General features: G+C 73.1%; 22 protein-coding genes. 17 read left to right on the top strand and 5 right to left on the bottom strand.

Annotated elements, in window-relative coordinates; all coding sequences use genetic code 11:
• Positions 1-22: 22 nt before the first annotated feature.
• The gene (locus ABZ621_RS32625) at positions 23-415 is read left to right on the top strand and encodes a PaaI family thioesterase (protein WP_360610125.1); all 393 of its coding nucleotides are present in this window, start codon (positions 23-25) and stop codon (positions 413-415) included.
• Here ABZ621_RS32625 and ABZ621_RS32620 read toward each other — a convergent pair.
• Positions 412-1404 (bottom strand): Gfo/Idh/MocA family oxidoreductase, encoded by a 993-nt coding sequence (locus tag ABZ621_RS32620; RefSeq protein ID WP_360610066.1) that lies wholly within the window; start codon positions 1402-1404, stop codon positions 412-414. The genes ABZ621_RS32625 and ABZ621_RS32620 overlap by 4 nt on opposite strands.
• 161 nt (positions 1405-1565) lie before the next feature.
• Here ABZ621_RS32620 and ABZ621_RS32615 point away from each other — a divergent pair, with 161 nt between their 5' ends.
• The 14 genes from ABZ621_RS32615 (at position 1566) to ABZ621_RS32550 (ending at position 14492) form a co-directional block, all read left to right on the top strand.
• Positions 1566-2585, top strand: a complete 1020-nt coding sequence (locus tag ABZ621_RS32615; RefSeq protein WP_360610065.1) for a sugar ABC transporter substrate-binding protein — start codon at positions 1566-1568, stop codon at positions 2583-2585.
• Complete coding sequence (locus tag ABZ621_RS32610) at positions 2582-3646, top strand: ABC transporter permease (protein ID WP_360610064.1); 1065 nt, start codon at positions 2582-2584, stop codon at positions 3644-3646. Before ABZ621_RS32615 ends, ABZ621_RS32610 begins: the two co-directional genes overlap by 4 nt.
• Positions 3643-4440 (top strand): ATP-binding cassette domain-containing protein, encoded by a 798-nt coding sequence (locus ABZ621_RS32605; protein ID WP_360610063.1) that lies wholly within the window; start codon positions 3643-3645, stop codon positions 4438-4440. Before ABZ621_RS32610 ends, ABZ621_RS32605 begins: the two co-directional genes overlap by 4 nt.
• 55 nt (positions 4441-4495) lie before the next feature.
• The gene (locus ABZ621_RS32600) at positions 4496-5659 is read left to right on the top strand and encodes an ROK family glucokinase (protein ID WP_189945947.1); all 1164 of its coding nucleotides are present in this window, start codon (positions 4496-4498) and stop codon (positions 5657-5659) included.
• Positions 5656-6258 carry a hypothetical protein gene (locus ABZ621_RS32595; RefSeq protein WP_360610062.1) on the top strand — a complete coding sequence of 201 codons (603 nt, stop codon included), beginning with the start codon at positions 5656-5658 and terminating at the stop codon, positions 6256-6258. Before ABZ621_RS32600 ends, ABZ621_RS32595 begins: the two co-directional genes overlap by 4 nt.
• 58 nt (positions 6259-6316) lie before the next feature.
• A complete protein-coding gene (locus ABZ621_RS32590) occupies positions 6317-7753 on the top strand; it encodes a DEAD/DEAH box helicase (RefSeq protein ID WP_360610061.1) in 1437 nt (478 codons plus the stop codon).
• Between the two features lie 90 nt (positions 7754-7843).
• Positions 7844-9109, top strand: a complete 1266-nt coding sequence (locus ABZ621_RS32585; RefSeq protein ID WP_360610060.1) for an alpha/beta fold hydrolase — start codon at positions 7844-7846, stop codon at positions 9107-9109.
• A gap of 52 nt (positions 9110-9161) precedes the next feature.
• On the top strand, positions 9162-9794 hold the full coding sequence (locus tag ABZ621_RS32580; protein ID WP_360610059.1) for an MBL fold metallo-hydrolase: 633 nt from the start codon (positions 9162-9164) through the stop codon (positions 9792-9794).
• Positions 9795-9839: 45 nt separating this feature from the next.
• Complete coding sequence (locus ABZ621_RS32575; protein ID WP_360610058.1) at positions 9840-10619, top strand: exodeoxyribonuclease III; 780 nt, start codon at positions 9840-9842, stop codon at positions 10617-10619.
• An 83-nt stretch (positions 10620-10702) separates the two neighbouring features.
• Complete coding sequence (locus ABZ621_RS32570; protein ID WP_360610057.1) at positions 10703-11140, top strand: DUF6278 family protein; 438 nt, start codon at positions 10703-10705, stop codon at positions 11138-11140.
• Between the two features lie 131 nt (positions 11141-11271).
• Complete coding sequence (locus ABZ621_RS32565) at positions 11272-12015, top strand: amino acid ABC transporter ATP-binding protein (protein ID WP_360610056.1); 744 nt, start codon at positions 11272-11274, stop codon at positions 12013-12015.
• Between the two features lie 14 nt (positions 12016-12029).
• On the top strand, positions 12030-12953 hold the full coding sequence (locus ABZ621_RS32560) for a glutamate ABC transporter substrate-binding protein (protein WP_360610055.1): 924 nt from the start codon (positions 12030-12032) through the stop codon (positions 12951-12953).
• 31 nt (positions 12954-12984) lie between these two features.
• The gene (locus ABZ621_RS32555) at positions 12985-13629 is read left to right on the top strand and encodes an amino acid ABC transporter permease (protein ID WP_360610054.1); all 645 of its coding nucleotides are present in this window, start codon (positions 12985-12987) and stop codon (positions 13627-13629) included.
• The gene (locus ABZ621_RS32550; protein WP_360610053.1) at positions 13626-14492 is read left to right on the top strand and encodes an amino acid ABC transporter permease; all 867 of its coding nucleotides are present in this window, start codon (positions 13626-13628) and stop codon (positions 14490-14492) included. The genes ABZ621_RS32555 and ABZ621_RS32550 overlap by 4 nt, the downstream gene beginning before the upstream one ends.
• Positions 14493-14544: 52 nt before the next feature.
• Here ABZ621_RS32550 and ABZ621_RS32545 read toward each other — a convergent pair whose 3' ends face one another.
• The 3 genes from ABZ621_RS32545 to ABZ621_RS32535 all read right to left on the bottom strand — a co-directional run bounded on the left by ABZ621_RS32545 (position 14545) and on the right by ABZ621_RS32535 (position 19252).
• The gene (locus tag ABZ621_RS32545) at positions 14545-16107 is read right to left on the bottom strand and encodes an alpha/beta fold hydrolase (RefSeq protein WP_360610052.1); all 1563 of its coding nucleotides are present in this window, start codon (positions 16105-16107) and stop codon (positions 14545-14547) included.
• A gap of 293 nt (positions 16108-16400) precedes the next feature.
• Positions 16401-17615, bottom strand: a complete 1215-nt coding sequence (locus tag ABZ621_RS32540) for a hypothetical protein (protein ID WP_360610051.1) — start codon at positions 17613-17615, stop codon at positions 16401-16403.
• The gene (locus ABZ621_RS32535) at positions 17597-19252 is read right to left on the bottom strand and encodes an IS200/IS605 family accessory protein TnpB-related protein (RefSeq protein ID WP_360610050.1); all 1656 of its coding nucleotides are present in this window, start codon (positions 19250-19252) and stop codon (positions 17597-17599) included. Before ABZ621_RS32535 ends, ABZ621_RS32540 begins: the two co-directional genes overlap by 19 nt.
• A gap of 353 nt (positions 19253-19605) precedes the next feature.
• Between ABZ621_RS32535 and ABZ621_RS32530 the strand changes: the two genes are divergently transcribed.
• On the top strand, positions 19606-20847 hold the full coding sequence (locus tag ABZ621_RS32530) for a cytochrome P450 (RefSeq protein ID WP_360610049.1): 1242 nt from the start codon (positions 19606-19608) through the stop codon (positions 20845-20847).
• Here ABZ621_RS32530 and ABZ621_RS32525 read toward each other — a convergent pair.
• Positions 20813-21544, bottom strand: coding sequence for a hypothetical protein (locus ABZ621_RS32525; protein WP_360610048.1), 732 nt, complete (start codon positions 21542-21544; stop codon positions 20813-20815). The genes ABZ621_RS32530 and ABZ621_RS32525 overlap by 35 nt on opposite strands.
• Before the next feature lie 114 nt (positions 21545-21658).
• Between ABZ621_RS32525 and ggt the strand changes: the two genes are divergently transcribed.
• On the top strand, positions 21659-23545 hold the full coding sequence (gene ggt / locus ABZ621_RS32520; RefSeq protein WP_360610047.1) for a gamma-glutamyltransferase: 1887 nt from the start codon (positions 21659-21661) through the stop codon (positions 23543-23545).
• The last annotated feature ends 2 nt before the right edge of the window (positions 23546-23547 follow it).

Here is a 23547-nt window from a genome sequence, read left to right as displayed (position 1 = left end):
GACCGACAACGCCGCCCTCGCCATGGCCCGGGAGATCCTGCGGGCCCAGCCCTTCAGCCGCCTCGTCGGCGCCGACGTCCGCGCCTTCGGCGACGGCGGCGCCACCCTGGAACTGCCGATCCGCGAGGACCTGCGCCAGCAGAACGGCTACGTCCACGGCGGAGTCCTCTCCTACGCCGCCGACAACGCGATCACCTTCGCCGCCGGCACCGTCCTCGGCGCGTCGGTCCTCACCGCCGGCTACTCCATCGACTACGTCCGCCCCGCCGTCGGCGTCACCCTCCGCGCCCGCGCCGAGGTCCTCCACTCCGGCCGCCGCCAGGCCGTCGTCCGCTGCGAACTCCTCGCCGTCGACGAGGAGGGCGACGAGACCCTCTGCGCCCTCGCCCAGGGCACCGTCCGCACCGTCGGCTAGCCCGCCACCGCCACCGGGCGGTGCTCCCGCCGGGACCGCTCGCAGGCCTCCGCGACCTGCAGCGCGGCCAGCGCCTCGTACCCGTCGCACGGGTTCGGGGCCCCGCCGCGCACCAGCCGCACGAAGGCGTCCAGCTCCGCCTCGTACGCCGGGGCGAACCGCTCCAGGAAACCGGGCCACGGCTTGGGCGGCGGCGCGGGGGAGTGGGGTTCGAGGGAGGTGAGCGGGGTCCGCTCGTCCACCCCGACCGCCAGCTGGTCGAGGTCGCCGGCCAGCTCCATCCGGACGTCGTACCCGGCGCCGTTGCAGCGCGTCGCCGTCGCCGTCACCAGGGTGCCGTCGTCCAGGGTGAGCACCGCGGCGGCCGTGTCCACGTCACCGGCCTCGCGGAACATCGCGGGGCCCGCGTCCGTGCCGCGCGCGTACACCTCCACGACCTCACGGCCGGTCACCCACCGGATCATGTCGATGTCGTGGATCATGCAGTCCCGGAAGAGGCCGCCGGAGAGCGGCAGATACGCGGCGGGCGGCGGCTCCGGGTCCGAGCTGACCGTCCGCACCGTGTGCAGCCGCCCGAGCCGCCCCGTGCGGACGGCCTCCCGCGCGGCCCGGTAGCCCGCGTCGAAGCGGCGCATGAAACCGAGCTGGAGCTCGGTGCCCGCCTCCGCGACCGCCGCGAGCGCGGCCAGCGTGCCCGGCACGTCCAGGGCGATCGGCTTCTCGCAGAAGACCGGCAGGCCCGCCCGCGCGGCCCGGGCGATCAGCTCCGCGTGCGCGGCCGTCGCCGAGGCGATCACCACCGCGTCCACGCCGGAGCCGAGCAGCGCCGCCACGTCGCGCACGGCCTCGGCGTCCACCGCCGCGGCGACCGCCCGGGCCCGCACCGCCTCGGCGTCGGTGACGACCAGCGAGCCGACCTCCGGATGCCGGGCGAGCGCCCCCGCGTGGAAGCTCCCGATCCGGCCCGTACCGATCAGTCCGATGCGCATGGCCCCACCGTGGGCCGCCCCGCCGGGCGGTGTCAAGGCGGTCCCGCGGCTGGTCCGTACGTAGGCCTTGGCGGAGCGGGGTAGGCCCCCTGGCGAGCCGCGGTACCCGCATGACCGATACTGCAATGCACGCAGAAGGACACAAAGGAGGGCACGGCCTCGTGACCAGGCTTCGGACAGGAGGGGTACGCGCCGCCGTCGGCGCCGTGCTCGCACTCGCGCTCACGGGAGCGCTCGCCGGGTGCAGCAGCACGGGCGGCAAGCGGGCCGAGGACGCCCGCAAGGCGGCGGCGGCCCAGGGCCGGGCGGCCGTGGACACCCCCCGCTGGACCTTCGCGATGGTGACCCACTCGGGCGACGGGGACACCTTCTGGGACATCGTCCAGAACGGCGCCGAGCAGGCCGCCGCCAAGGACAACATCAACTTCCTGTACGCGCACGACGCCGAGGCGCAGCAGCAGGCGCAGCTGATCGACTCGTACGTCGCCAAGGGCGTCGACGGGCTGATCGTCACCCTCGCCAAGCCCGACGCCGTGAAGGCCTCCGTGGAGAAGGCCGTCAAGGCCGGCATCCCGGTGATCACCGTGAACTCCGGCGCCGAGCAGTCCAAGGCCTTCGGCGCCCTCACCCACATCGGCCAGGACGAGACCGTCGCCGGCCAGGCCGTCGGCGAGGAACTCACCCGGCGCGGGAAGAAGAAGGCCCTCTGCGTCCTGCACGAGCAGGGCAACGTCGGCCACGAACAGCGCTGCGCCGGCACGAAGGAGACCTTCGACGGCGAGCTGGTCAACCTCTACGTCGACGGCACCAACATGCCCGACGTGAAGGCGTCCATCGAGGCCAAGCTCCAGTCCGACAAGGACGTCGACGCCGTCGTCACCCTCGGCGCCCCCTTCGCCGACGCCGCCGCCCAGGCCGCGAAGAGCGCCGGCAGCAAGGCCGAGATCGACACCTTCGACCTCAACGCCAAGGTCGCCGCCGCCCTGGCGGCCGGTACCCTCGGCTTCGCCGTCGACCAGCAGCCCTACCTCCAGGGGTACGAGGCCGTCGACCTGCTCTGGCTCTACCGCTACAACGCCGACGTCCTCGGCGGCGGCAAGCCCGTCCTCACCGGACCGCAGATCATCACCAAGGACCAGGCCGCGGAGCTCCAGCGGTACACGGAGCGGGGGACCCGATGAGCGCCGCCGCGCCCCCGTCCGCGCCCGGCGACGGCCTCGACCACGTCGACGAACGCCTGCTGCGCACCACCCCGCTGAAGAAGCTCCTCGCCCGCCCCGAGCTGGGCTCGGTCGTCGGCGCGATCGCCGTCTTCGTCTTCTTCGCGGTCGCCGCCGACAGCTTCCTGCGCCCCGCCGGCCTCGGCACGGTCCTGTACGCGGCCTCCACCCTCGGCATCATGGCCGTGCCCGTCGCGCTGCTGATGATCGGCGGCGAGTTCGACCTCTCCGCCGGCGTCCTGGTCACCAGCTCCGCGCTGGTCTCCTCGATGTTCAGCTACCAGATGACCGCGAACGTCTGGGTCGGCGTCGGCGTCTCGCTGCTGGTCACCCTGGCCATCGGAGCCTTCAACGGCTTCATGCTGACCCGCACGAAACTGCCCAGCTTCATCATCACGCTCGGCACCTTCCTCATGCTCACGGGCCTGAACCTCGGCCTCACCAAGCTGATCACCGGCACCGTCTCCACCAAGTCGATCGCCGACATGGAGGGCTTCCCCTCCGCCCACTCCGTCTTCGCCTCGACCCTCACCGTCGGGAGCGTGGAGCTGAAGGTCACCATCCTGTGGTGGCTCGGCCTGGTGGCGGTCGCCACCTGGATCCTGCTCCGCACCCGCTTCGGCAACTGGATCTTCGCGGTCGGCGGCGGCGCCGACGCGGCCCGCGCGGTCGGCGTCCCGGTCTACCGGACCAAGATCGGCCTCTACCTGGGCGTCGCCTTCAGCGCCTGGGTCGCCGGCCAGCACCTGCTCTTCTCCTTCGACGTCGTCCAGTCCGGCGAGGGCGTCGGCAACGAGCTGATCTACATCATCGCGGCCGTCATCGGCGGCTGTCTGATCACCGGCGGTTACGGCTCGGCCATCGGCTCCGCCGTCGGCGCCCTCATCTTCGGCATGACCAGCAAGGGCATCGTCTACGCCGAGTGGAACCCCGACTGGTTCAAGTTCTTCCTGGGCGCGATGCTGCTCCTCGCGACGCTCCTGAACGCCTGGATCCGCAAGCGCGTGGAGGCCACCAAGTGACGGCACCGACGACGACCCCGCTGGTGGAGCTCGACGACGTCTCCAAGTACTACGGCAACATCCGGGCCCTCGAAGGGGTGTCCCTGGAGGTCGCGGCCGGCGAGATCACCTGCGTCCTCGGCGACAACGGCGCCGGCAAGTCCACCCTCATCAAGATCGTCGCCGGACTCCACCGGCACGACGCCGGCACCTTCCGCGTCGAGGGCGAGGAGGTCACCCTCGCCAACCCGCGCGACGCCCTCGACCGGGGCATCGCCACCGTCTACCAGGACCTCGCCGTCGTCCCGCTCATGCCCGTCTGGCGGAACTTCTTCCTCGGCTCCGAGCCCACCAAGGGCAAGGGCCCCTTCAGACGGCTCGACGTCGAACGGATGCGGACCACCACCCGCGAGGCGCTGCTCCGCATGGGCATCGACCTGCGCGACGTCGACCAGCCCATCGGCACCCTCTCCGGCGGCGAACGCCAGTGCGTGGCCATCGCCCGCGCGGTCCACTTCGGCGCCAAGGTCCTCGTCCTCGACGAGCCGACCGCCGCCCTCGGCGTCAAGCAGTCCGGCGTCGTCCTCAAGTACGTCGCCGCCGCCCGCGACCAGGGCCTCGGCGTGGTCCTCATCACCCACAACCCCCACCACGCCTACCTCGTCGGCGACCGCTTCGTGCTGCTCAAGCGCGGTGTCATGGCCGCGAGCCACACCAAGGACGCGGTGACGCTCGACGAGTTGACCCGCCAGATGGCGGGCGGCAGCGAGCTCGACGACCTCCGCCACGAGCTGGAGCGGCCCGCCGGACCGTGACCCGCCCCGGGCTTCATCACGCGGACCCGACGTCCCTCCTGGCAGAATCGACCCGATGAGTACCTACCGTGACCCCGCCGCCCGGGGCGGTGTCCTGCGGACCGTCGGGACCCGCGAGCGGCGCTCCCACCTGTCGGCGCCCCGGGTGCCGACGGTGGGCATCGACATCGGCGGGACCAAGGTGATGGCGGGCGTCGTCGACGCCGACGGCACCATCCTGGAGAAGATCCGCACCGAGACCCCCGACAAGTCCAAGAGCCCCAAGGTCGTCGAGGACACCATCGTCGAGCTGGTCCTGGACCTCTCCGACCGGCACGACGTGCACGCCGTCGGCATCGGCGCGGCCGGCTGGGTCGACGCCGACCGGGCCCGCGTCCTCTTCGCCCCCCACCTGGCCTGGCGCAACGAACCCCTCAGGGACGCCCTCCAGGACCGGCTCGCCGTCCCCGTCATGGTGGACAACGACGCCAACACCGCCGCCTGGGCCGAATGGCGCTTCGGCGCGGGACGCGGCGAGGACCACCTCGTCATGATCACCCTCGGTACGGGGATCGGCGGCGCCATCCTGGAGGACGGCAAGGTCAAGCGGGGCAAGTTCGGCGTCGCCGGCGAGTTCGGCCACATGCAGGTCGTGCCCGGCGGCCACCGCTGCCCCTGCGGCAACCGCGGCTGCTGGGAGCAGTACAGCTCCGGCAACGCCCTGGTCCGCGAGGCCCGCGAGCTGGCCGCCGCCGACTCCCCGGTCGCGTACAACATCATCGAGCGGGTCAAGGGCAGCGTCCCCGACATCACCGGCCCCCTCATCACCGAGCTGGCCCGCGAGGGCGACGCCATGTGCGTCGAGCTGTTCCAGGACATCGGGCAGTGGCTCGGCGTCGGCATCGCCAACCTCGCCGCCGCCCTCGACCCCTCCTGCTTCGTCATCGGCGGCGGCGTCTCCGCCGCCGACGACCTGCTCATCGGCCCCGCCCGGGAGGCCTTCCGCCGCCACCTCACCGGCCGCGGCTACCGCCCCGAGGCCCGGATCACCCGCGCCCAGCTCGGCCCCGAGGCCGGCATGGTCGGCGCCGCCGACCTCGCCCGGCTCGTCGCCCGCCGCTTCCGCCGCGCCAACCGGCGCCGGGTGGAGCGCTACGAGCGGTACGAGCGGTACGCGCAGGCCTTCCGCGCCGGCACCCACGGGCGCACCCCCCGCACCCCCGAGGACCCCGGCTCATGACCGTCCACCACCAGCCCGCGAGCCCGCCCGAGGAGCGGCTCCCCGAGGAGCTCCCCGACCGGCGGCGGCTGCCGGAGGAGCGGGGGCGGATGCTGCGCCGCCGCTGGCTGACGGCGGTCATCATCGTGCTGCTCGTCGGCATCCCCGCCGGCTATCTGGTGATCTCCGCCGGGCAGAGCCGGGAGAGCGGCATCGACAAGGAGCGCGAGTCCTCCGCCGCCGGCCTCCAGGACAACTGGCCCTCGCTGATGAAGCGCCGGGTCTTCGAGGTCCCCGTCCCGGCGGGCGCCTCCGGCGTCGCCTACTACGAGACCAGCAACTGGAAGACCAGCCGGCTGTACGTGCAGTTCACCACCACGGCGACCGGCCTCGACACCTTCCTCGCCGAGTCCGGCACCGGCCGCGCCGCGCTCACCCCGGGCCGGATCACCGTCTCCGACCGGGACGCCGACATCGTCGGCTGGACCTTCCCCGACGGCCTGAGCTGGTCCGGCACCACCGTCGACCGCGAGGACCCCCGCCCGTCCACCGACCTCACCGTCGACCTCACGGACCCGGCCTTCCCCCGCGTCTTCGCCGTCTCCACCACCAGCCCCTGACCGTCCCCGGTCCGGCCGCCGGACGTGGGGACCCCCGGGGTGACCCACAATGGAACCCATGAACAGTTCAGCCCGCCCGGACCGCGGCCCCCGCCCCTCCGTCTCCAAGGACGACTTCGCGCAGCCGGTCAGCCACACGCCGGCCCTGCCCGCCGTCGGCTCCTTCGACGAGCTCGGGCTCCCCGCGGAGGTGCGGGAACTGCTCACCGCCCAGGGGGTCACCACCCCGTTCCCGATCCAGGCCGCCACCCTGCCGAACGCCCTCGCCGGGCGCGACGTGCTGGGGCGCGGGCGGACCGGGTCCGGCAAGACGCTCGCCTTCGGGCTGCCGCTGCTCGCGCGCACCGCCGGGCTGCGGGCCGAGGCGCGCAAGCCGCGCGCGCTCGTCCTCGTCCCCACCCGCGAGCTGGCCCAGCAGGTCACCGACGCGCTCGCCCCCTACGCCGCCGCGCTGCGGCTGCGGATGACCACCGTGGTCGGCGGCATGTCGATCGGCCGGCAGGCCACCGCGCTCCGCGACGGCGCCGAGGTCGTCGTCGCGACCCCCGGCCGGCTCATGGACCTCGTCGAGCGCAAGGACGTGCGCCTCGACCGGGTCGCGATCACGGTCCTCGACGAGGCCGACCAGATGGCCGACATGGGCTTCATGGACCAGGTCACCGCACTGCTCGACCTGGTCCGCGAGGGGGGCCAGCGGATGCTGTTCTCCGCCACCCTCGACAAGAACGTCGACCTCCTGGTCCAGCGCTACCTCCACGACCCGGTGGTCCACTCCGTGGACCCCTCGGCCGCCGCCGTCACCACCATGGAGCACCACGTCCTCCAGGTGCACGGCGCCGACAAGTTCGCCACCGCCACGGAGATCGCCGCCCGCGACGGGCGCGTGATCATGTTCCTGGCGACCAAGGCGGCCGTCGACCGCTTCACCGCGCACCTGCGCGGCAGCGGCGTCCGGGCCGCCGCCCTGCACGGCGACAAGTCGCAGCCGCTGCGGACCCGCACCCTGGAGCGGTTCCGCACCGGCGAGGTGCCGGTCCTGGTCGCCACCAACGTCGCCGCGCGCGGCATCCACGTCGACGACGTCGACCTCGTCGTGAACGTCGACCCGCCCGCCGACCACAAGGACTACCTGCACCGCGGCGGCCGCACCGCCCGCGCCGGCGGCTCCGGCACCGTGGTCACCCTCGTCCTGCCCGACCAGCGCAAGGACGTCCTGCGCCTCATGTCCGACGCCGGACTGCGGCCCCGGGTCACCCAGGTCCGCTCCGGCGAGGCCGAGCTCAGCCGCATCACCGGCGCCAAGGCCCCCTCCGGCGTCCCCGTCGAGGGCAGCGCGCCCAGCCCCGAGCGCCCCAAGCGCGGCGGCGCGCAGTACCGCGGCATCGGCACCGTCCCCGGCAAGCCCGGCCGGGCGAAGAACGAGTCCCGCCGCTCCGCGGAGGAGCGGAAGCTGGCCGAGGCCCGCAAGGCCGCCCGGGTCCGCCGCGGCCGCTGATCCGCCGCGGCCCGCCGATCCTCCCCGGGCGCGCCGGGGAATCCCGCCCCGGCGGCGTGCCGGATCCGGCGGGATGAGAGGGTCGGGCGAGTGAGTGAGACACCGACGAACACCCTGCAATACCGAGTCGACGGGCCCGAGGACGCGCCCGTCCTGGTCCTGGGCCCCTCGTTGGGCACCACCTTCCACATGTGGGACCGGCAGATCCCGGAGCTGATCCGGGACCGCCGGGTGGTCCGCTTCGACCTCCCCGGACACGGCGGCGCGCCCGCCCAGCCCTTCACCTCCGTCGCGGAGCTCGGCGACCGCCTCCTGGCCACCCTCGACACCCTGGGCATCCAGCGCTTCGGCTACGCCGGCTGCTCCCTCGGCGGCGCCGTCGGCCTCGACCTCGCCCTGCGCGCCCCGCACCGGGTCGCCTCGCTGGCCCTGGTCGCCACCGCGCCCCGCTTCGGCACCGCCGACGAGTTCCGCCAGCGCGGGGTCGTGGTCCGCACCAACGGCCTGGAGCCGATGGCCCGCACCGCGCCCGAGCAGTGGTTCACCCCGCACTTCGCCGCCAACCAGCCCGCCATCGTCGACTGGGCCGTCCAGATGGTGCGCACCACCGACGCCGCCTGTTACGTCGCCGCCTGCGAGGCCCTCGCCGTCTTCGACGTCCGGGCCGCCCTCGGCAGCATCGGGGTGCCCGCGCTCGTCCTGGTCGGCTCCGAGGACCGGGTCACCGGCCCCGCCGAGGCCCGTACTCTCGTCGCCGGCATCGCCGACGCCAAGCTCGCCGTCGTCCCGGGCGCCTCCCACCTCGCCCCCGTCGAACAGCCGGCCGCCGTCACCGACCTGCTCCTGGAGCACTTCGCGGCGATCTCCCACGACACCAGCGGCACCCTGGCCGTACCGCCGCCCGTCCCCGTCCCCGCCCCGGCCGAGCCCGCGCCCGCCCCGGAGGCCCCCGAGGACGGCGAGGAGACCCCGGCCGGCCGGCCCGACCCGTACGAGAAGGGGCTCGGGCTGCGCCGCGAGATCCTCGGCGACGCCCACGTCGACCGGGCGCTCGCCGACGAGGACGCGGCCGACTTCCAGGAGCTCGTCACCCGCTACGCCTGGGGCGAGGTCTGGGCCAGGGAGGGACTCGACCGGCGCACGCGCAGCGTCGTCACCCTCACGGCCCTCGTGGCCGGCGGACACCGGGAGGCGCTCGCCGACCACACCCGCGCCGCCCTCCGCAACGGCCTCTCGCCCGCCGAGATCCGCGAGATCGTGCTGCACACCGCCGTCTACTGCGGCCTCCCCGCCGCCGAGACCGCCCTCGCCGCCGTCGGCCGCGTCATCACCGAGGAGACCACGCCGCCCGCGTAGGCCGCGGTCTGCGGACCACGCCGGGCCCGCACGCCCGGCGTAGGGTGAGGCCGTGAAGCTGACGAAGAAGTCCCACGCCTGCGTCCGGCTGGAGAAGGACGGGCGGACGCTCGTCCTCGACCCCGGGATGTTCACGGAGGAGGACGCCGTGCTCGGCGCGGACGCCCTCCTCGTCACCCACGAGCACCCGGACCACTTCGACGAGGGCCGGCTGCGCGCCGCCCTGGACGCGCGTCCGGCCACCGAGCTCTGGACCCTGCGCAGCGTCGCCGAGCGGCTGTCCGCCGCCTACCCCGGCCGCGTCCACACCGTCGGCGACGGCGACACCTTCACCGCCGCCGGCTTCGACGTCGAGGTCCACGGCGAGCTGCACGCCGTGATCCACCCCGACATCCCGCGCGTCACCAACGTGGGCTTCCTCGTCGACGGCGCCGTCTTCCACCCCGGCGACGCCCTCACCGTCCCGGGCCGCCCGGTGGACACCCTGCTGCTGCCGGTGATGGCGCCCTGGAACAAGATCTCCGAGGTCATCGACTACGTCCGCGAGGTGAAGCCGCGCCGGGCGTACGACATCCACGACGCGCTGCTCACCGACCTGGCCCGGCCGATCTACGACCGGCAGATCGGCGCGCTCGGAGGCACCGACCACCAGCGGCTGTCCTCCGGCGCCTCCGTGGGGCTGTGAGCCGGCTCCGGGCCGTTGTCGGTGCCCGCCAGTAGGGTGGGGCCCATGCGCATCGCCACCTGGAACGTCAATTCGATCACCGCCCGGCTGCCCCGGCTGCTGGCCTGGCTGGAGAGCAGCGGCACCGACGTGCTGTGCATCCAGGAGACCAAGTGCACCGCCGAGCAGTTCCCCGCCGAGGCGCTGAAGGAGCTGGGCTACGAGTCGGCGGTCAACGCCACCGGCAGGTGGAACGGCGTGGCGCTGCTCTCCCGCGTGGGCTTCGAGGACGTGGTCACCGGCCTGCCCGGCGGTCCCGAGTACGACAGCGCCCAGGAGCCCCGGGCGATCTCCGCCACCTGCGGCCCGGTCCGCGTCTGGTCGGTCTACGTGCCGAACGGCCGGGAGGTCGCCCACGAGCACTACGCGTACAAGCTGCGCTGGCTGGAGGCGCTGAAGGCGGCCGTCGCCGAGGACGCGGCCGGCGGCCGCCCCTTCGCCGTGCTCGGCGACTACAACATCGCGCCGACCGACAGCGACGTCTGGGACATCTCCCTCTTCGAGGGCGCCACCCACGTCACCGAGCCCGAGCGCGCGGCCCTCGCCGGCCTGCGCGAGGCCGGTCTCGCCGACGTCGTCCCGCGCCCCCTCAAGTACGACCACCCGTACACGTACTGGGACTACCGCCAGCTCGCCTTCCCCAAGAACAACGGCATGCGCATCGACCTGGTGTACGGCAACAAGCCCTTCGCCGAGGCCGTGAAGGACAGCTACGTGGACCGCGAGGAGCGCAAGGGCAAGGGCGCCTCCGACCACGCGCCGGTCGTCGTCGACCTCGATCTCTGACCCGGGCCGCCCCGCGCGGGCGGTCCCGTCGATCTCCGCGTGCCGGGTGGTGGTCCGGCAGGTGGCGGTGCGACGCTGTTCCGATGAACATCCCGTTTCTCGGCCACTGGCGCAAGCGGCACGAGCCCGAGCCGTCCCCGCTGGCCGCGGCGTACGACCGGGACCCCGAGGGCGTGGCGGAGCTGCTCGCCGAGTGCGAGCTGCTCCGCGCCCGGGTGGAGGCGGCGGGCGTCGAGCTCGACGACAGCCCGCGCTCGCTGGAGGCGCTGGACCAGCTCCCGCCGCGCTGGCGCGACGACCCCGAGGAGCTGCCGTGGTTCGGCAACGACGCGGGGCTCTACCTCGGCACCGTCATCGTGCGGACCGTGCCGGGGGCCCGCTGGCAGGTGTGGCCGAACGGCGGTCCGGTCGTCGTCCTGGAGTCCGGACGCGAGATCCCCGTCGTCGAGTACGGCGTGGAGTGGGCGATGACCGGCGCTCCCGAGCTCTCCCAGGTGTACGCCGAGGCCGCCGAGCAGTGACGTAAATACGGCTAATCCCCGATTACCCCTTTCGGGCGTGTCGGGCGTGAAGTCCCTTTTCCCGGCGGATAGTTTGCGCTGTCTCGACACACCGCATCGGCACACCGCTGAGAAATGGGGCAGGGCAGCGCATGACCGTCGATCCGCTGATCGAACTGCGTGGCGTCAACAAGCACTACGGCACGCTGCACGTCCTCCAGGGCATCGACCTCACCGTCGGCCGCGGCGAGGTCGTCGTCGTCATCGGCCCCTCGGGCTCCGGCAAGTCCACCCTCTGCCGGGCGATGAACCGCCTGGAGACCATCGAGTCCGGCGAGATCCGCATCGACGGCCGCCCCCTCCCCGAGGAGGGCAAGGACCTCGCCCGGCTGCGCGCCGAGGTCGGCATGGTCTTCCAGTCCTTCAACCTCTTCGCCCACAAGACCGTCCTCGCCAACGTCTCGCTGGCGCAGATCAAGGTCCGCCGGCGCGGGAAGGAGGAGGCCGACCGCCGCTCCCGCGCCCTCCTCGACCGGGTAGGCCTCGCCGCCCACGCCGAGAAGTACCCGGCCCAGCTCTCCGGCGGCCAGCAGCAGCGCGTCGCCATCGCCCGGGCCCTCGCCATGGACCCCAAGGCGCTGCTCTTCGACGAGCCGACCTCCGCCCTCGACCCGGAGATGATCAACGAGGTCCTGGAGGTCATGCAGCAACTGGCGCACGACGGCATGACCATGGTCGTCGTCACCCACGAGATGGGCTTCGCCCGCTCCGCCGCCAACCGCGTCGTCTTCATGGCCGACGGGCGGATCCTGGAGGACCGCGCCCCCGAGGAGTTCTTCACCGCCCCGCGCAGCGAGCGCGCCAAGGACTTCCTCTCCAAGATCCTCTCGCACTGACCGGGGTGGGAACCATGCCGCGCACGCACCGACGCCTGGGCGCCCTCGCCCTGCTGCTCGCCACCGCGGGCTCCCTCCTGGCCGGCTGCGGCCGGCCCGGCAGCCCGCCCGTGAAGGGCCCGCAGCCCGACCAACTCCCCTCCTACCGGATCCAGTCCGGCTTCCGGCTGCCGGACTCCTCCACCTGGAACCGGGCGCGCAAACGCGGCCGGCTGATCGTCGGAGCCAAGGAGGACCAGCCGTACCTCGGCGAGAAGGACCCCGCCACCGGCCGCTACTCCGGCTTCGACATCGAGATCGCCAAGATGATGGCCGCCTCCCTCGGCTTCGACCCGGCGACCGGCGTCGAATACCGCACCATCGCCTCCGCCAACCGCGAGACCGCCCTGCAGAACGGCCAGATCGACTACTACGTCGGCACCTACACCATCAACGACAAGCGCAAGCAGCTCGTCGGGTTCGCCGGCCCCTACTACGAGGCCGGCCAGTCCCTCCTCGTCCGCACCGACGAGGACGACATCCACGGACCGCAGGACCTCGACGGCAAGCGCGTCTGCTCGGCGGCCGGCTCCACCCCCTACCAGCGCATCCAGCGGGAGTACCCGAAGGCCGAACTCGTCGCCTACGACACGTACTCCATCTGCGTCGACAACCTCCTCACCTACCAGGTCGACGCCGTCACCACCGACGACACCATCCTCATGGGCTACGCCGCCAAGGTCCCCGACGAACTCAAGCTCGCCGGGAAGCCGTTCTCGAAGGAGCCGTACGGGATCGGGGTGCCGCGCGGCGACACCGCGCTCCGCTTCGCCCTCGACGACGCGATCGCCGCGCACGAGAAGAACGGCGACTGGAAGAAGGCGTACGACGCGACCCTCGGCCTCTCCGGCGTACCGGCCCCGACGCCGCCGCCCATCGACCGCTACCCGACCGACTGAGGACCCCCACCGCTGACATGGACGTACAGACATGGACGTACTGACAGAGAACTTCTCGCTCTACGGCGAGGGTTTCCTCGGCACCCTCGAACTCACCCTCTACGCCTCGGCGCTCGCGCTCGTCCTGGGCTTCGTCATGGCGGCCTTCCGGGTCGCGCCCGTCGGCTCCTTCCGGGTCTTCGGCACCGTCTGGGTCACCATCCTCCGCAACACCCCGCTCACCCTGCTCTTCTTCGCGGTGATGCTGGGCCTGCCCCGCTTCGGACTCGTCCTGCCCTTCGAGCTGTTCGCCGTCCTCGCGCTGGGCTGCTACACCTCCGCCTTCATCTGCGAGGCGCTGCGCTCCGGCATCAACACCGTCCCCGTCGGGCAGGGCGAGGCGGCCCGCAGCCTGGGCATGAACTTCACCCAGACCCTCGGCGCGGTCGTCCTGCCGCAGGCCTTCCGCTCGGTGATCCCGCCGATCGGCTCCACCCTGATCGCCCTCGCCAAGAACTCCGCCATCGCCGGCGCCTTCAGCGTCACCGAACTCCTGGGCACCTACAAGACCTTGAGCGAACTCGGCTACAACATCATCTGGACCTTCGTCTGGATCGCCGTCGGCTACCTCATCATCACCCTCTCCATCAGCGCGGTCTTCAACGTGATGGAGAAGCGCTGGGGGGTGGCCCGATGAGCGCGACCGAGCGGGCCAGCGCCCTCTACGACATCCCCGGCCCCCAGGCCCGCCGCCGGCACCTGCTGTACGGCCTGGCCTCCACCGCCGTGATCCTCGGCCTCGCCGCCTGGATCCTCTATCTCCTCTTCGACACCGGGCAGTTCACCGCCGTGAAGTGGCGGCCCTTCCTCTACGAGGGCATCCAGGAGCTGCTGCTCGAAGGGCTCGGCAACACCCTCAAGGCGTTCGCGCTCGCCGCCGTCCTCTCCCTGGCGCTCGGCGCGGTCCTCGCCACCGGGCGGCTCTCCGACCACCGGCCGGTGCGCTGGATCGCCACCCTGCTCGTGGAGTTCTTCCGCGCCATGCCCGTCCTCGTGATGATCTTCTTCATCTTCGTGGCGCTCAAGGTGCAGCCGCTGCCCGCGCTCGTCGCCGGACTCACCCTCTACAACGGCTCGGTGCTCGCCGAGGTCTTCCGCACCGGCGTGCACGCCGTGCCGCGCGGGCAGGGCGAGGCGGCGTACGCCCTCGGCATGCGCAAGACCCAGGTCATGACCTGGGTCCTGGTCCCGCAGGCGGTCCGGGCGATGCTGCCGGCCATCATCAGCCAGCTGGTGGTCGCCCTCAAGGACACCTCGCTCGGCTATCTCATCACCTACGAGGAGTTCCTCCACGCGGGCAAGCTGATCGCCTCCAACCTCGACTACGACCTGCCCTTCATCCCGGTCGTCCTCGTCATCTCGCCGATCTACATCGGCATGTGCATGCTGCTCTCCTGGTTCGCGACCTGGGTCGCGCGACGGGAGCGGCGCGACCCCCGCACGAAGGGGGTGGACGTCGCTCCCGCCGCACCGGTGACCACGCTGCCGGGCCGCGAGTGACCCCCGTACGGGCCCCCGCACGGGCCTGAAACCGGCCCGGCAGCAGCCGTGATCACTCCTCCCGCAGCGGCACCGACAGGTACGAGGGATCGGAAGCGGGGGAGGAGAAGGTCAGCTGCGCGCCGGCCGGGTTGTGCTCGATGTACAGCGGGTCGACGGTGTCGACCACCACCGCGAGGCGGTGGCCGTCCGGGACGTCGTAGGCCGTGGAGAAAAGCTCCAGGTCCACGGCGAACGGCCGGCCGGGCGTCTTGCCGTGGAAGGTGTACGGGGCGTTGCTCACCAACTTCCCGACGCCCAGCGGGCCCACGTCGTAGAGGTACGCGACGAAGGTGCCGCTCGACGCGGTCGGGGTGACCGTGGTGTGCAGCACCGGCGTGCCGCGCACCGCCGCGCCCGAGTCGTACCGCCCGGACTGCCAGACGGCGGCGAAGGAGCGGGGGAGCAGCGGGACGGAGACCGTCGGCGGGGTCTGCGTCAGCTGGTCGAGGAGGTTGCTGAGCAGCACGATGCCGCCGTCGGCGCCGGAGTTGACGTTGGCCCAGACGTGCTCGGAGTCGTTCAGCGCGATGCGCTCGCGGTGGGCGTTCACGGACTTCCAGTCGGCGTACCCCTCGTAGCCGCCGTCGGACCGGGGCTTGAGCTGGACCGGCTGCTCGCGGTCGATGCCGTTGTCGGTGCCCTTGAGGTAGCGGTCGAACCAGCGGTGGGCGCTGGTCCAGGTGTCGTTGGGCAGCCCGAGGATGCCGGTGGCCTCGGCGGTGGCGTGGTCGCCGGGGCGGAACTCCAGGCGCTTGGGGCCCTGGAGCTTCTCGTAGAAGCTCGCGTACTGGTTGGGCGGGAAGATGGTGTCGCCCCAGGCGTTGCCGAGCATGATCGCGGCGCCGTTGGCGTTGATCCGGTCCAGGTAGGTGGCGGCGGAGCGCTGCCGCCCCCAGGCGATCATCTCGTCCTCCTGATCGAGGTTCGAGGAGAGGAAGTCGCCGAGGATCTTCTCCAGTTCGGGCCCCGGACGGCCCGTGAGGTACCCGGCTCCGCCGAGCAGGGCGGCGGCCTGGAGGTGCTGGGTGCGGCCGCCGTAGATGGACTCGATGAGGTCGGCCCAGCCGCTGAGCGCGGCGACCGCCTTGATCCGGGAGTCGTGCGCGGCGGCGAGCAGGCTGATGCCGGCGCCGTAACTCACCCCGGCCATACCGACCTTGGCCGGATCGGCGGGGGTGTGGGCGAGCGCCCAGTCGATCACCTTCGACGCGTCGGCGACGTCCTTCGGCCCTGCGGTCTCGATCTCACCGCCGGACTCCCAGAAGCCGCGGGAGTTGTAACTCACCACGACGTAACCGGAGTCGGCGAGCTTCTGTGCCTGCGCCAGGTACTCGATCTGGGGCATGGCCCAGCTGGTGGGCAGCACGACGACCGGGAAGCGGGCGGAGCCGTCCGCCCCGGCGGGCGTGACGACGTTGGCCTTGAGCACGGTGCCGCCGTCTCCGGCGATGTCGACGAACCGGATCGACGTGCCGCTCGTGCCGGACTCCGCGGCGTGGGCGGCGGGGGAGAGCGACAGGGCCGTCCCGGCCAGCAGCGCGGCCGAGACGGCGAGGGCCAGGGGTGTACGCACGGGCCACTCCTTGATGGGGGGTCGCCGATGGGGGGTCGGCGAGGTGGCCCGACGGTAACCGCGCCGGGCTACCCGTGGTAACCGGTCGGTAAGTTACGTGCGGGTAACGATTGGGGCCGGGATGACCGCCCCGCCCGCACACGGCTTCGCGGCCGGCCCCGACGCCGCCGCCCGCCCCGGCCCTCGGGCCCGGCGCCCGGCCATCCCAGGTCCCCAGGGCCCGCCGCGACCCGCCGGGTCCGGGGCCGGGCCGGTGGGTAGCCGCTGGCCCGGCCCGGGGGGGGGCGGAGCGGTTACCCGGTCGTCGCCGGCGTCGCCGCCCGCAGGGCCTCCGCCGCCGTGAAGTCCGCGTGGGCCTCCTCGTACGCCTTCGCCGCGAGGAGCATCGTCGAGCGGTCCGTCAGGGCGCGGGCCTCCGCCGCCGGGGAGAGCCGGCGGGCCAGTTCGACCCCCTCGTCGAAGAGCGGGCGCAGCGGGTCGAGGATGCGGTGAGTGCGATGCGCGGTACGCAGCGCGGCACGGAGCGTGAGGCGCCGGTGCGCGGTCACCAGGTCCGGCAGCCATCGCGCCGGATCGCCTGCCGCCCGCTCCGCCAGGACCGCTTTCTCCGCTTCCAGGGGCTCCGTCGACGCCGCGTACGCCTGCCGCATGTCGGGCGACCAGTTCCGCGCGTCCTCGCCGAAGAAGGGGCCGGGGGCCCCGGAGGCGGCGGGCGGCTCGTCGGGCCGGCCGGAGAGCAGGAGCAGCATCACCCACCAGTTCTGGATGTTGCTCCAGGAGACGGGCTCCCCGTCGGCCGCGAGCCGGGCCAGCGCCTCGCCCGCCTCCCGGCGGTGCTCCCCGGCTTCGGCGGGCCGTCCGGCCCGGTCCAGTACCTCGGCCTGCCACAGCAGGGACCACACCAGGACGGCCAGGGCCGTACGCCCGTCGACCACCGCCGTCCGCCTCTCCGTCAGGAACTCCCCGAACACCGCCACCGCTTCCTCGCTCCGGCCCGCCGCCTCGCGCAGTGCCGACCCCTCGACCGCCTCCCAGAAGTCGTTCTCCGCCCGGCCGCCGCGCGCCTCCAGTGCCTCCGCGTACCGGCCCTCCTCGGACAGCACCGTGATCAGGTGGCCCGACCCGTACTCCGGATGCTCCACCTGGCCGCGTTCGTACCCCTCCCGGCCCACCGCCGCCGACTCCTCGCAGACCGCGAGGGCCTCGGCCCGCCGCCCCTGCCGCAGCAGCTCGGACCTGTACCGGTCGAGTGCGTGGCACAGGACGTCCGTCCGCAGCCGGTGGCCGGGGTCGAGGAGCCTGGCCGCCGCGACGCCCTCCAGGGCCAGCTCCTCGCGCCGCTCCGGCGTCGTCGCCCGCGCCCCGCCGAGCCGCCCCACCAGCTTCGGCGCGTACACGGCCGGGCTGACCGGGGCCAGTACCCGGTACGCGTCCAGCTCCTGACGCTCGTCCAGCCGTCCCGACCCCAGCAGGAACACCCGTGCCCTCATCACCCTGTCCGCGTCCACGACCGTTCCTCATCAGTGAGCAGGAGTGAGTCCTGGACCCATGCCTGTTCACTGCGGACATCCCGAACGGTTTTGGGTGTCCTGGTCGCCCGCGTTCTCTCCGCGTCCGGCTGCGCGCATCGGGTGCGTGGTCCGGGGTTGCGGGGGCGGGGTTCCTCACTCCCAAGGGCTTCTGGTCGGGCCTGGACGGTCCGATGCCCGTGCTCATCACTCTGGTGAGCACGGGGCGGTGCCGTCCGTCGCCTGATCGGGTGTCCCTGGGCGCGTCGCCCGATCGCGATGCTCGCCGCATCGTGACGGGTGGTCTTACGGGTCGTGCCGGTGAGGGGTTTCTGCCAGTGCTGGGCGCCCCACTTGCTGGTGTAAGCGGGGTCGACGGCGATGATCGTGATGCCGGTGGCGTCGGCCATGGAGGTGAGGCGGGCGCGGAGCTTCCCGGTGGGCATGCCGGAGATGAGCTGCCGGAACCGGCGCCTGCGGCCGTGCTTCTCCCGGGTCTTCTCGGCGGTGAAGTCGAGGTCTTCGACCGCGATCGCTGTCACGCGACAGGTCTGGGCCCAGTTCAGCAGGCGGGTCAGGGTGTGGCGGACCTGGGCGTCACGATGGTCCGCAGCGCCGGACAGGTCGTAGGGGAACCTTCGCGGGTGCCCGATGGGGTTGCCGTGGGTGTCGAGGCGCCAGGCGGCGAGGTGGTCGGCGTTGGTGTCGACACCGATGACACCGTCGGCGAGTGCGGCCTCGATCGGGATCGTCTTGGTGACCGGGAAGGTCCAGGAGGCGGTGAGGTACCAGCGTCCGCGTGTCACGTCCAGGTGGATGCGGTAGGCCACGGCCCGGTTGGCCTCGACACGGTCCCGCCATTCCTGCCCCCGGTGCGGGAAGCGGACCTTCACGCCGAGAACGTAGCGGCCGTGCCCGGCATTGGCCAGATGTGTGAGCGGGGCGGGGAGCTTGAGGGACACCTCACCGTCCGGGCTGACGCGGATCGTCTCGTTCCCGTACCGCTTCCCGGACTCGCCGTCCGCCTGTAGGAACCAGCGCCCGGCCTCCCACCGTGTCCGCCATTCCGCCTCGGTCAGCTCAGCCGCGTCGAGGTGGTGCCGGTTGTTCAGCAGGCGCTTGCCGCCCCGTGTCACGTGCACGACGCCGGCCTCGCGATCGGCGCGCACGGCGGCCAGCCGGTCTTCGAGGACACGCAGGCGGCGGGTCTTGTGGAACCACTCGCGCTGCGAACGGTAGCCGCCGGGAGCCCGCCCGGTGCCCTTCGACCCGACCGGCAGTGCCAGACGGTACGCGATCGTGCGGATACCGGCTTCCAGGCCCTGAAGATGGGCGGCCTGACCACGGCGGGCCAGCGCCCACTGGTCGTGCGTCGCCTTCGTGAGCGACCCGGCCCAACGCGACGACGACACGGCCGTCAGCTCCCGCTTCCGCGCCGCCCACGTCTCCGTGGAGTGGTCCAGGCCGTCAGCGCAGCGGGCCCTGAGGTCGCGGGAGGCGAGGGAGCCGAGGTGCGCTCCCACCAGCCGCAGCACCCTCTCGTCCTCGGCCGTCAGGTGCTTGAGCCGGTCACGGACCGCGACACCCGAGGGCCCCGGCACAACGAACGACGCCGCCACCTCCCGCAACACACCCACCGTGACCACCCCCTCCCGGCCTCGCACACACGCCGCGCCCCGTCACCGCATCCAACGACCGCCACCCGGAAAGGTCACCCATTCGACTGCGGAACTGTCGTTCCCGGATCACGCAGGCAATCGCCACGCGCCGGAACACTCACTCACACGTGCCAGAACACACACATGCACGCCCACCCGGCAGCAGCTCACCACCCCTGCGTCCTCTGCTCCACCCCGATGCGTCATGGCGGAGATTCTGGGCGTCCGCCGACAGGTCGGACAAGGCGCGCGAACTGTGCGTTCCGTCCTACGAAAAACGGCTCTGACCTGTCATGATGGACACGTCTTCACCCCTGCTCCAGGCTGGAGCCGTGAAGCAGCCGACGGACCTCCCCGATGTCTTCGACCCCCGCGTCCACGCCGCCGGGCCGCCGCACGACGCCTTCCGCGAGCTGCGCGACCGGGCGCCGGTCGCCCGGCAGGAGGAGCGGGCGGTGCTCGGCTGGCCGGCCGGGCCCGGCTTCTGGGCGGTGACCCGGCACGCCGACGTCGTCCGGGTGCTCAAGGACGCGGGGACGTACTCCTCCTGGCTCGGCGCCACCCAGATCCGCGACCCCGACCCCGCCGACCTGCCGTTCATCCGGCGCATGATGCTCAATCAGGACCCGCCGGAACACGGGAAGCTGAGGCGGCTGGCCGCCCGGGCCTTCACGCCGGGGCGGATCGCCCGGTTCGAGGCGACCGCCCGCGCCCGGGCCCGGGAGCTGCTGGCGGCGGCCCGCGAGGCGGGCGGCGAGGTCGACCTCGTCCGGACCGTCACCGACGACTACGCGCTGCTCAACCTCACCGACCTGCTCGGCGTGCCGGCGGGCGACCGGGGCCTGCTGCACGCCTGGACCGAACGGGTCATCGCCTACCAGGACCCGGACGAACCCGCCGTCCTCGACGCCGACGGCACGCCCGTCAACCCCCGGTCACCGGCCATGCTCGCCGAGATGTTCGCGTACGCGCAGGAGCTCGCCGCCCACAAGCGCGCCCACCCCGGCGACGACCTGATGACCGCCCTCGCCACCACCGAACTCGCCGACGCCGAAATGGAGATGTTCTTCTTCCTCCTCACCGTCGCCGGCAACGACACCGTGCGGTCCGCCGCCCCGGGAGGAGTTCTCGCCCTCGCCGAGGACCCCGGCGAACAGCGGAGGCTCCGGCGCGGCGAGGTGGGCATGGACACCGCCGTGGACGAACTCCTGCGCGTCCACCCGCCGGTGCTCTCCTTCCGCCGCACCGCCGCCCGCGCCACCGAACTCGCCGGGGTCCGGATCGCCGAGGGCGACAAGGTCGTCGTCTTCCACGGCTCCGCCAACCACGACGAACGCGTCTTCCCCGACCCGCACCGGCTGGACCTCGGCCGCCGCCCCAACCCCCACGTGTCCTTCGGCGACGGTCCGCACGTCTGCCTCGGCGCGCACTTCGCCCGTCTTCAACTCCGCGTGTTCCACGAGGAATTGCGGGAGGCATGCGGCGGCGTCGAGCTCGCCGGACCGCCCCGGCGGCTCGTCTCCAACTTCATCAACGGGATCAAGTCGCTGCCGGTGCGGCTGCGGGAGCCCTGAGCGCCGCCCGCGTCACGTCGGCCACCAGCTCGACGACGTCGGGGCCGTACGCCTGCGAGTTGACCACCCGCAGCAGCAGCACGAACGAGCCGCCGCGATGGGTGCGGGCGAGCCGTTCGTGGTGGCGGGCCAGATAGCGGGTCGCCGCCTGGTTGGTGATCGCCCGCTGCCCGCAGAAGAGGAAGACCGGCCGCCCGCCCTCGCCCGCCGTGATCCGGGCCAGCACCACGTACTCCACGGCCCCCGGGTCCATGGGGTACCGCTCGCCGCCGACCTCGATGACGCCGCGCTCCTCCACCGGATCCGGTTCGGTCCGCATGGCGAGGCCGGGCAGCAGCGAACCGAGGTGGGCGGCCATCCGCCGGTTCGACCCCGGCCCGCCGACGCAGAACTCCGTGCGGTCGCCGAAGCCCAGGTGCGTCCGGTCGTGCTGGACGATCTGCGCCTGCGCCCCGCAGTCCTTCACCAGGGCGGCGAGTTCGAGCAGCGCGAAGACGTCGAAGCGGTGCACCGCCCCCTCCCCGCCCGCCTCGCGGTTCACCACGAGCAGGCACTCCGCGTGGCCGGGCAGGCCGAAGAACGCCTGCTTGCGGCGGAGCCGCCGACGCCACACGTACGTCCGGGTCAGCCAGCCCAGCGAGGCGCTGAGCCCGGTGGCCAGCACGCCGAGCACGATGTTGCGCAGGTCCTCGTCCATAGGGGCGCATGCTAGCGGCGGCCGGGTGACCGTTCGAGAGGGGGCCGGAGGCGGTCCTGACGACGGGCCCGGCAGAAGTTACCCTGCGTGGACGGTCATTGACGGGAGGTCAGGATGCGTCGCTCCACGGTCCGGTACGGGGTGTTCGCGGCGGCGGCCGCGACGGTGCTCTCGGTGGGGGCGGCGGCCCCGTCCCGTACCGCCCCACCGACCCCACCGTCCCCAAGGGCCCCGGCGACCACCCCCGCCGCACAGGCCGCACAGGCCGCACAGGCCGCACCGGTCGCCCCGGGCAAGGTCCCCGTCGCCGTCGGGCACGGCGGTGCCGTCGCCAGCGTGGACGCCGACGCCAGCGCCGCCGGCATCGAGATCCTCCGCCGGGGCGGCAACGCCGTCGACGCGGCCGTCGCCGTCGCCGCCGCCCTGGGCGTCACCGAGCCCTACTCGGCCGGCATCGGCGGAGGCGGCTACCTCGTCCACTACGATGCCCGGAGCCGTACGGTCTCCACCGTCGACGGCCGCGAGACCGCCCCGGCCTCGGCCGACACCGCCCTGTTCACCGAGAACGGCGCCCCGCTGCCCTTCGACGAGGCGATGACCAGCGGGCGCTCCGTCGGCACCCCCGGCACCCCCGCCACCTGGGCGACCGCCCTCGACGCCTGGGGCAGCAAGCCGCTGGGCGAACTCCTCGCCCCCGCCGAGCGGCTGGCCCGCGAGGGCTTCACGGTCGACGCCACCTACCGCGCCCAGACCGCCGCCAACGAGGCCCGCTTCCGCGACTTCCCGGCCTCCGCCGACCTCTTCCTGCCCGGCGGCCGGCTGCCCGAGGTCGGTTCGGTCGCCCGGAACCCCGACCTGGCCCGTACCTACGCCACCCTCGCCGAGGAGGGCGTCGGCGCGCTCTACCGGGGCCCGCTCGCCCGTGACATCGTGCGGACCGTCCGCACCCCTCCGGTCCGCGAGGGCGCGTCGCGCGTGGTCCGCTCCGGCGACCTCACGGAGCGGGACCTCGCCGCGTACCGGACCGTCCGGCGCGCGCCCACCAAGGTCACCTACCGGGGCCTCGACGTGTACGGCATGGCCCCGTCGTCCTCCGGCGGCACGACCGTCGGCGAGGCCCTCAACATCCTGGAGACCACGGACCTCTCCGCCGCCCCGCAGGAGGGCTACCTCCACCGCTTCATCGAGGCGAGCCGGATCGCCTTCGCCGACCGGGGCCGCTGGGTGGGCGACCCCGCCTTCGAGTCCGTGCCCGTCCGCGGCCTGCTCTCCCAGCGGTACGCCGACTCCCGGGCCTGCCTGATCCGCGACGACGCCGCGCTCACCAGCCCGCTCGCGCCCGGCGACCCGCGCGACCCGGTGCCGTGCGCCGCCGGCGGGACGGCGGCCCCGACGACGTACGAGGGCGAGAACACCACCCACCTCACGGTCGCCGACCGGTGGGGGAACGTCGTCGCCTACACCCTCACCATCGAGTCCACCGGCGGCAGCGGCATCACCGTCCCCGGGCGCGGCTTCCTGCTCAACAACGAGCTGACCGACTTCTCCTTCGTCCCGGCGAACCCCGCCGTCCACGACCCCAACCTGCCCGGCCCCGGCAAGCGCCCCCGCTCCTCGATCTCCCCGACGATCGTCCTCGACCGGCACGACCGGCCGGTCCTCGCCCTCGGCTCGCCCGGCGGCGCCACCATCGTCACCACCGTCCTGCAGACCCTGACCGGCGTCGTCGACCGGGGCCTGCCGCTCGTCGACGCCATCGCCGCCCCGCGCGCCAGCCAGCGCAACCAGGCGACGACCGAACTCGAACCCGCCCTCTGGAACAGCCCCCTGCGGGCCCGGCTCGAAGCGCTCGGGCACGGCTTCCGGCAGAACCCGGAGATCGGCGCCGCGACCGGCGTCCAGCGCCTCCCCGGCGGACGCTGGATCGCCGCCGCCGAGACCGTCCGCCGGGGCGGCGGCTCGGCGATGGTCGTCCGCCCGGACATCCGCCCCGACAAGTGACG

Source organism: Streptomyces sp. NPDC007863 (assembly GCF_040633895.1).
In the GTDB taxonomy this organism is placed as follows: domain Bacteria; phylum Actinomycetota; class Actinomycetes; order Streptomycetales; family Streptomycetaceae; genus Streptomyces.
This window is presented reverse-complemented; position numbering and strand designations above follow the sequence as displayed.

Coding starts and splice junctions, on each gene's coding strand:
- ABZ621_RS32625 (WP_360610125.1), top strand. CDS start 23: ATGGCCCGGGAGATCCTGCGGGCCCAGCCCTTCAGCCGCCTCGTCGGC.
- ABZ621_RS32620 (WP_360610066.1), bottom strand. CDS start 1,404: ATGCGCATCGGACTGATCGGTACGGGCCGGATCGGGAGCTTCCACGCG.
- ABZ621_RS32610 (WP_360610064.1), top strand. CDS start 2,582: ATGAGCGCCGCCGCGCCCCCGTCCGCGCCCGGCGACGGCCTCGACCAC.
- ABZ621_RS32600 (WP_189945947.1), top strand. CDS start 4,496: ATGAGTACCTACCGTGACCCCGCCGCCCGGGGCGGTGTCCTGCGGACC.
- ABZ621_RS32595 (WP_360610062.1), top strand. CDS start 5,656: ATGACCGTCCACCACCAGCCCGCGAGCCCGCCCGAGGAGCGGCTCCCC.
- ABZ621_RS32590 (WP_360610061.1), top strand. CDS start 6,317: ATGAACAGTTCAGCCCGCCCGGACCGCGGCCCCCGCCCCTCCGTCTCC.
- ABZ621_RS32575 (WP_360610058.1), top strand. CDS start 9,840: ATGCGCATCGCCACCTGGAACGTCAATTCGATCACCGCCCGGCTGCCC.
- ABZ621_RS32570 (WP_360610057.1), top strand. CDS start 10,703: ATGAACATCCCGTTTCTCGGCCACTGGCGCAAGCGGCACGAGCCCGAG.
- ABZ621_RS32565 (WP_360610056.1), top strand. CDS start 11,272: ATGACCGTCGATCCGCTGATCGAACTGCGTGGCGTCAACAAGCACTAC.
- ABZ621_RS32560 (WP_360610055.1), top strand. CDS start 12,030: ATGCCGCGCACGCACCGACGCCTGGGCGCCCTCGCCCTGCTGCTCGCC.
- ABZ621_RS32555 (WP_360610054.1), top strand. CDS start 12,985: ATGGACGTACTGACAGAGAACTTCTCGCTCTACGGCGAGGGTTTCCTC.
- ABZ621_RS32550 (WP_360610053.1), top strand. CDS start 13,626: ATGAGCGCGACCGAGCGGGCCAGCGCCCTCTACGACATCCCCGGCCCC.
- ABZ621_RS32525 (WP_360610048.1), bottom strand. CDS start 21,544: ATGGACGAGGACCTGCGCAACATCGTGCTCGGCGTGCTGGCCACCGGG.
- ggt (WP_360610047.1), top strand. CDS start 21,659: ATGCGTCGCTCCACGGTCCGGTACGGGGTGTTCGCGGCGGCGGCCGCG.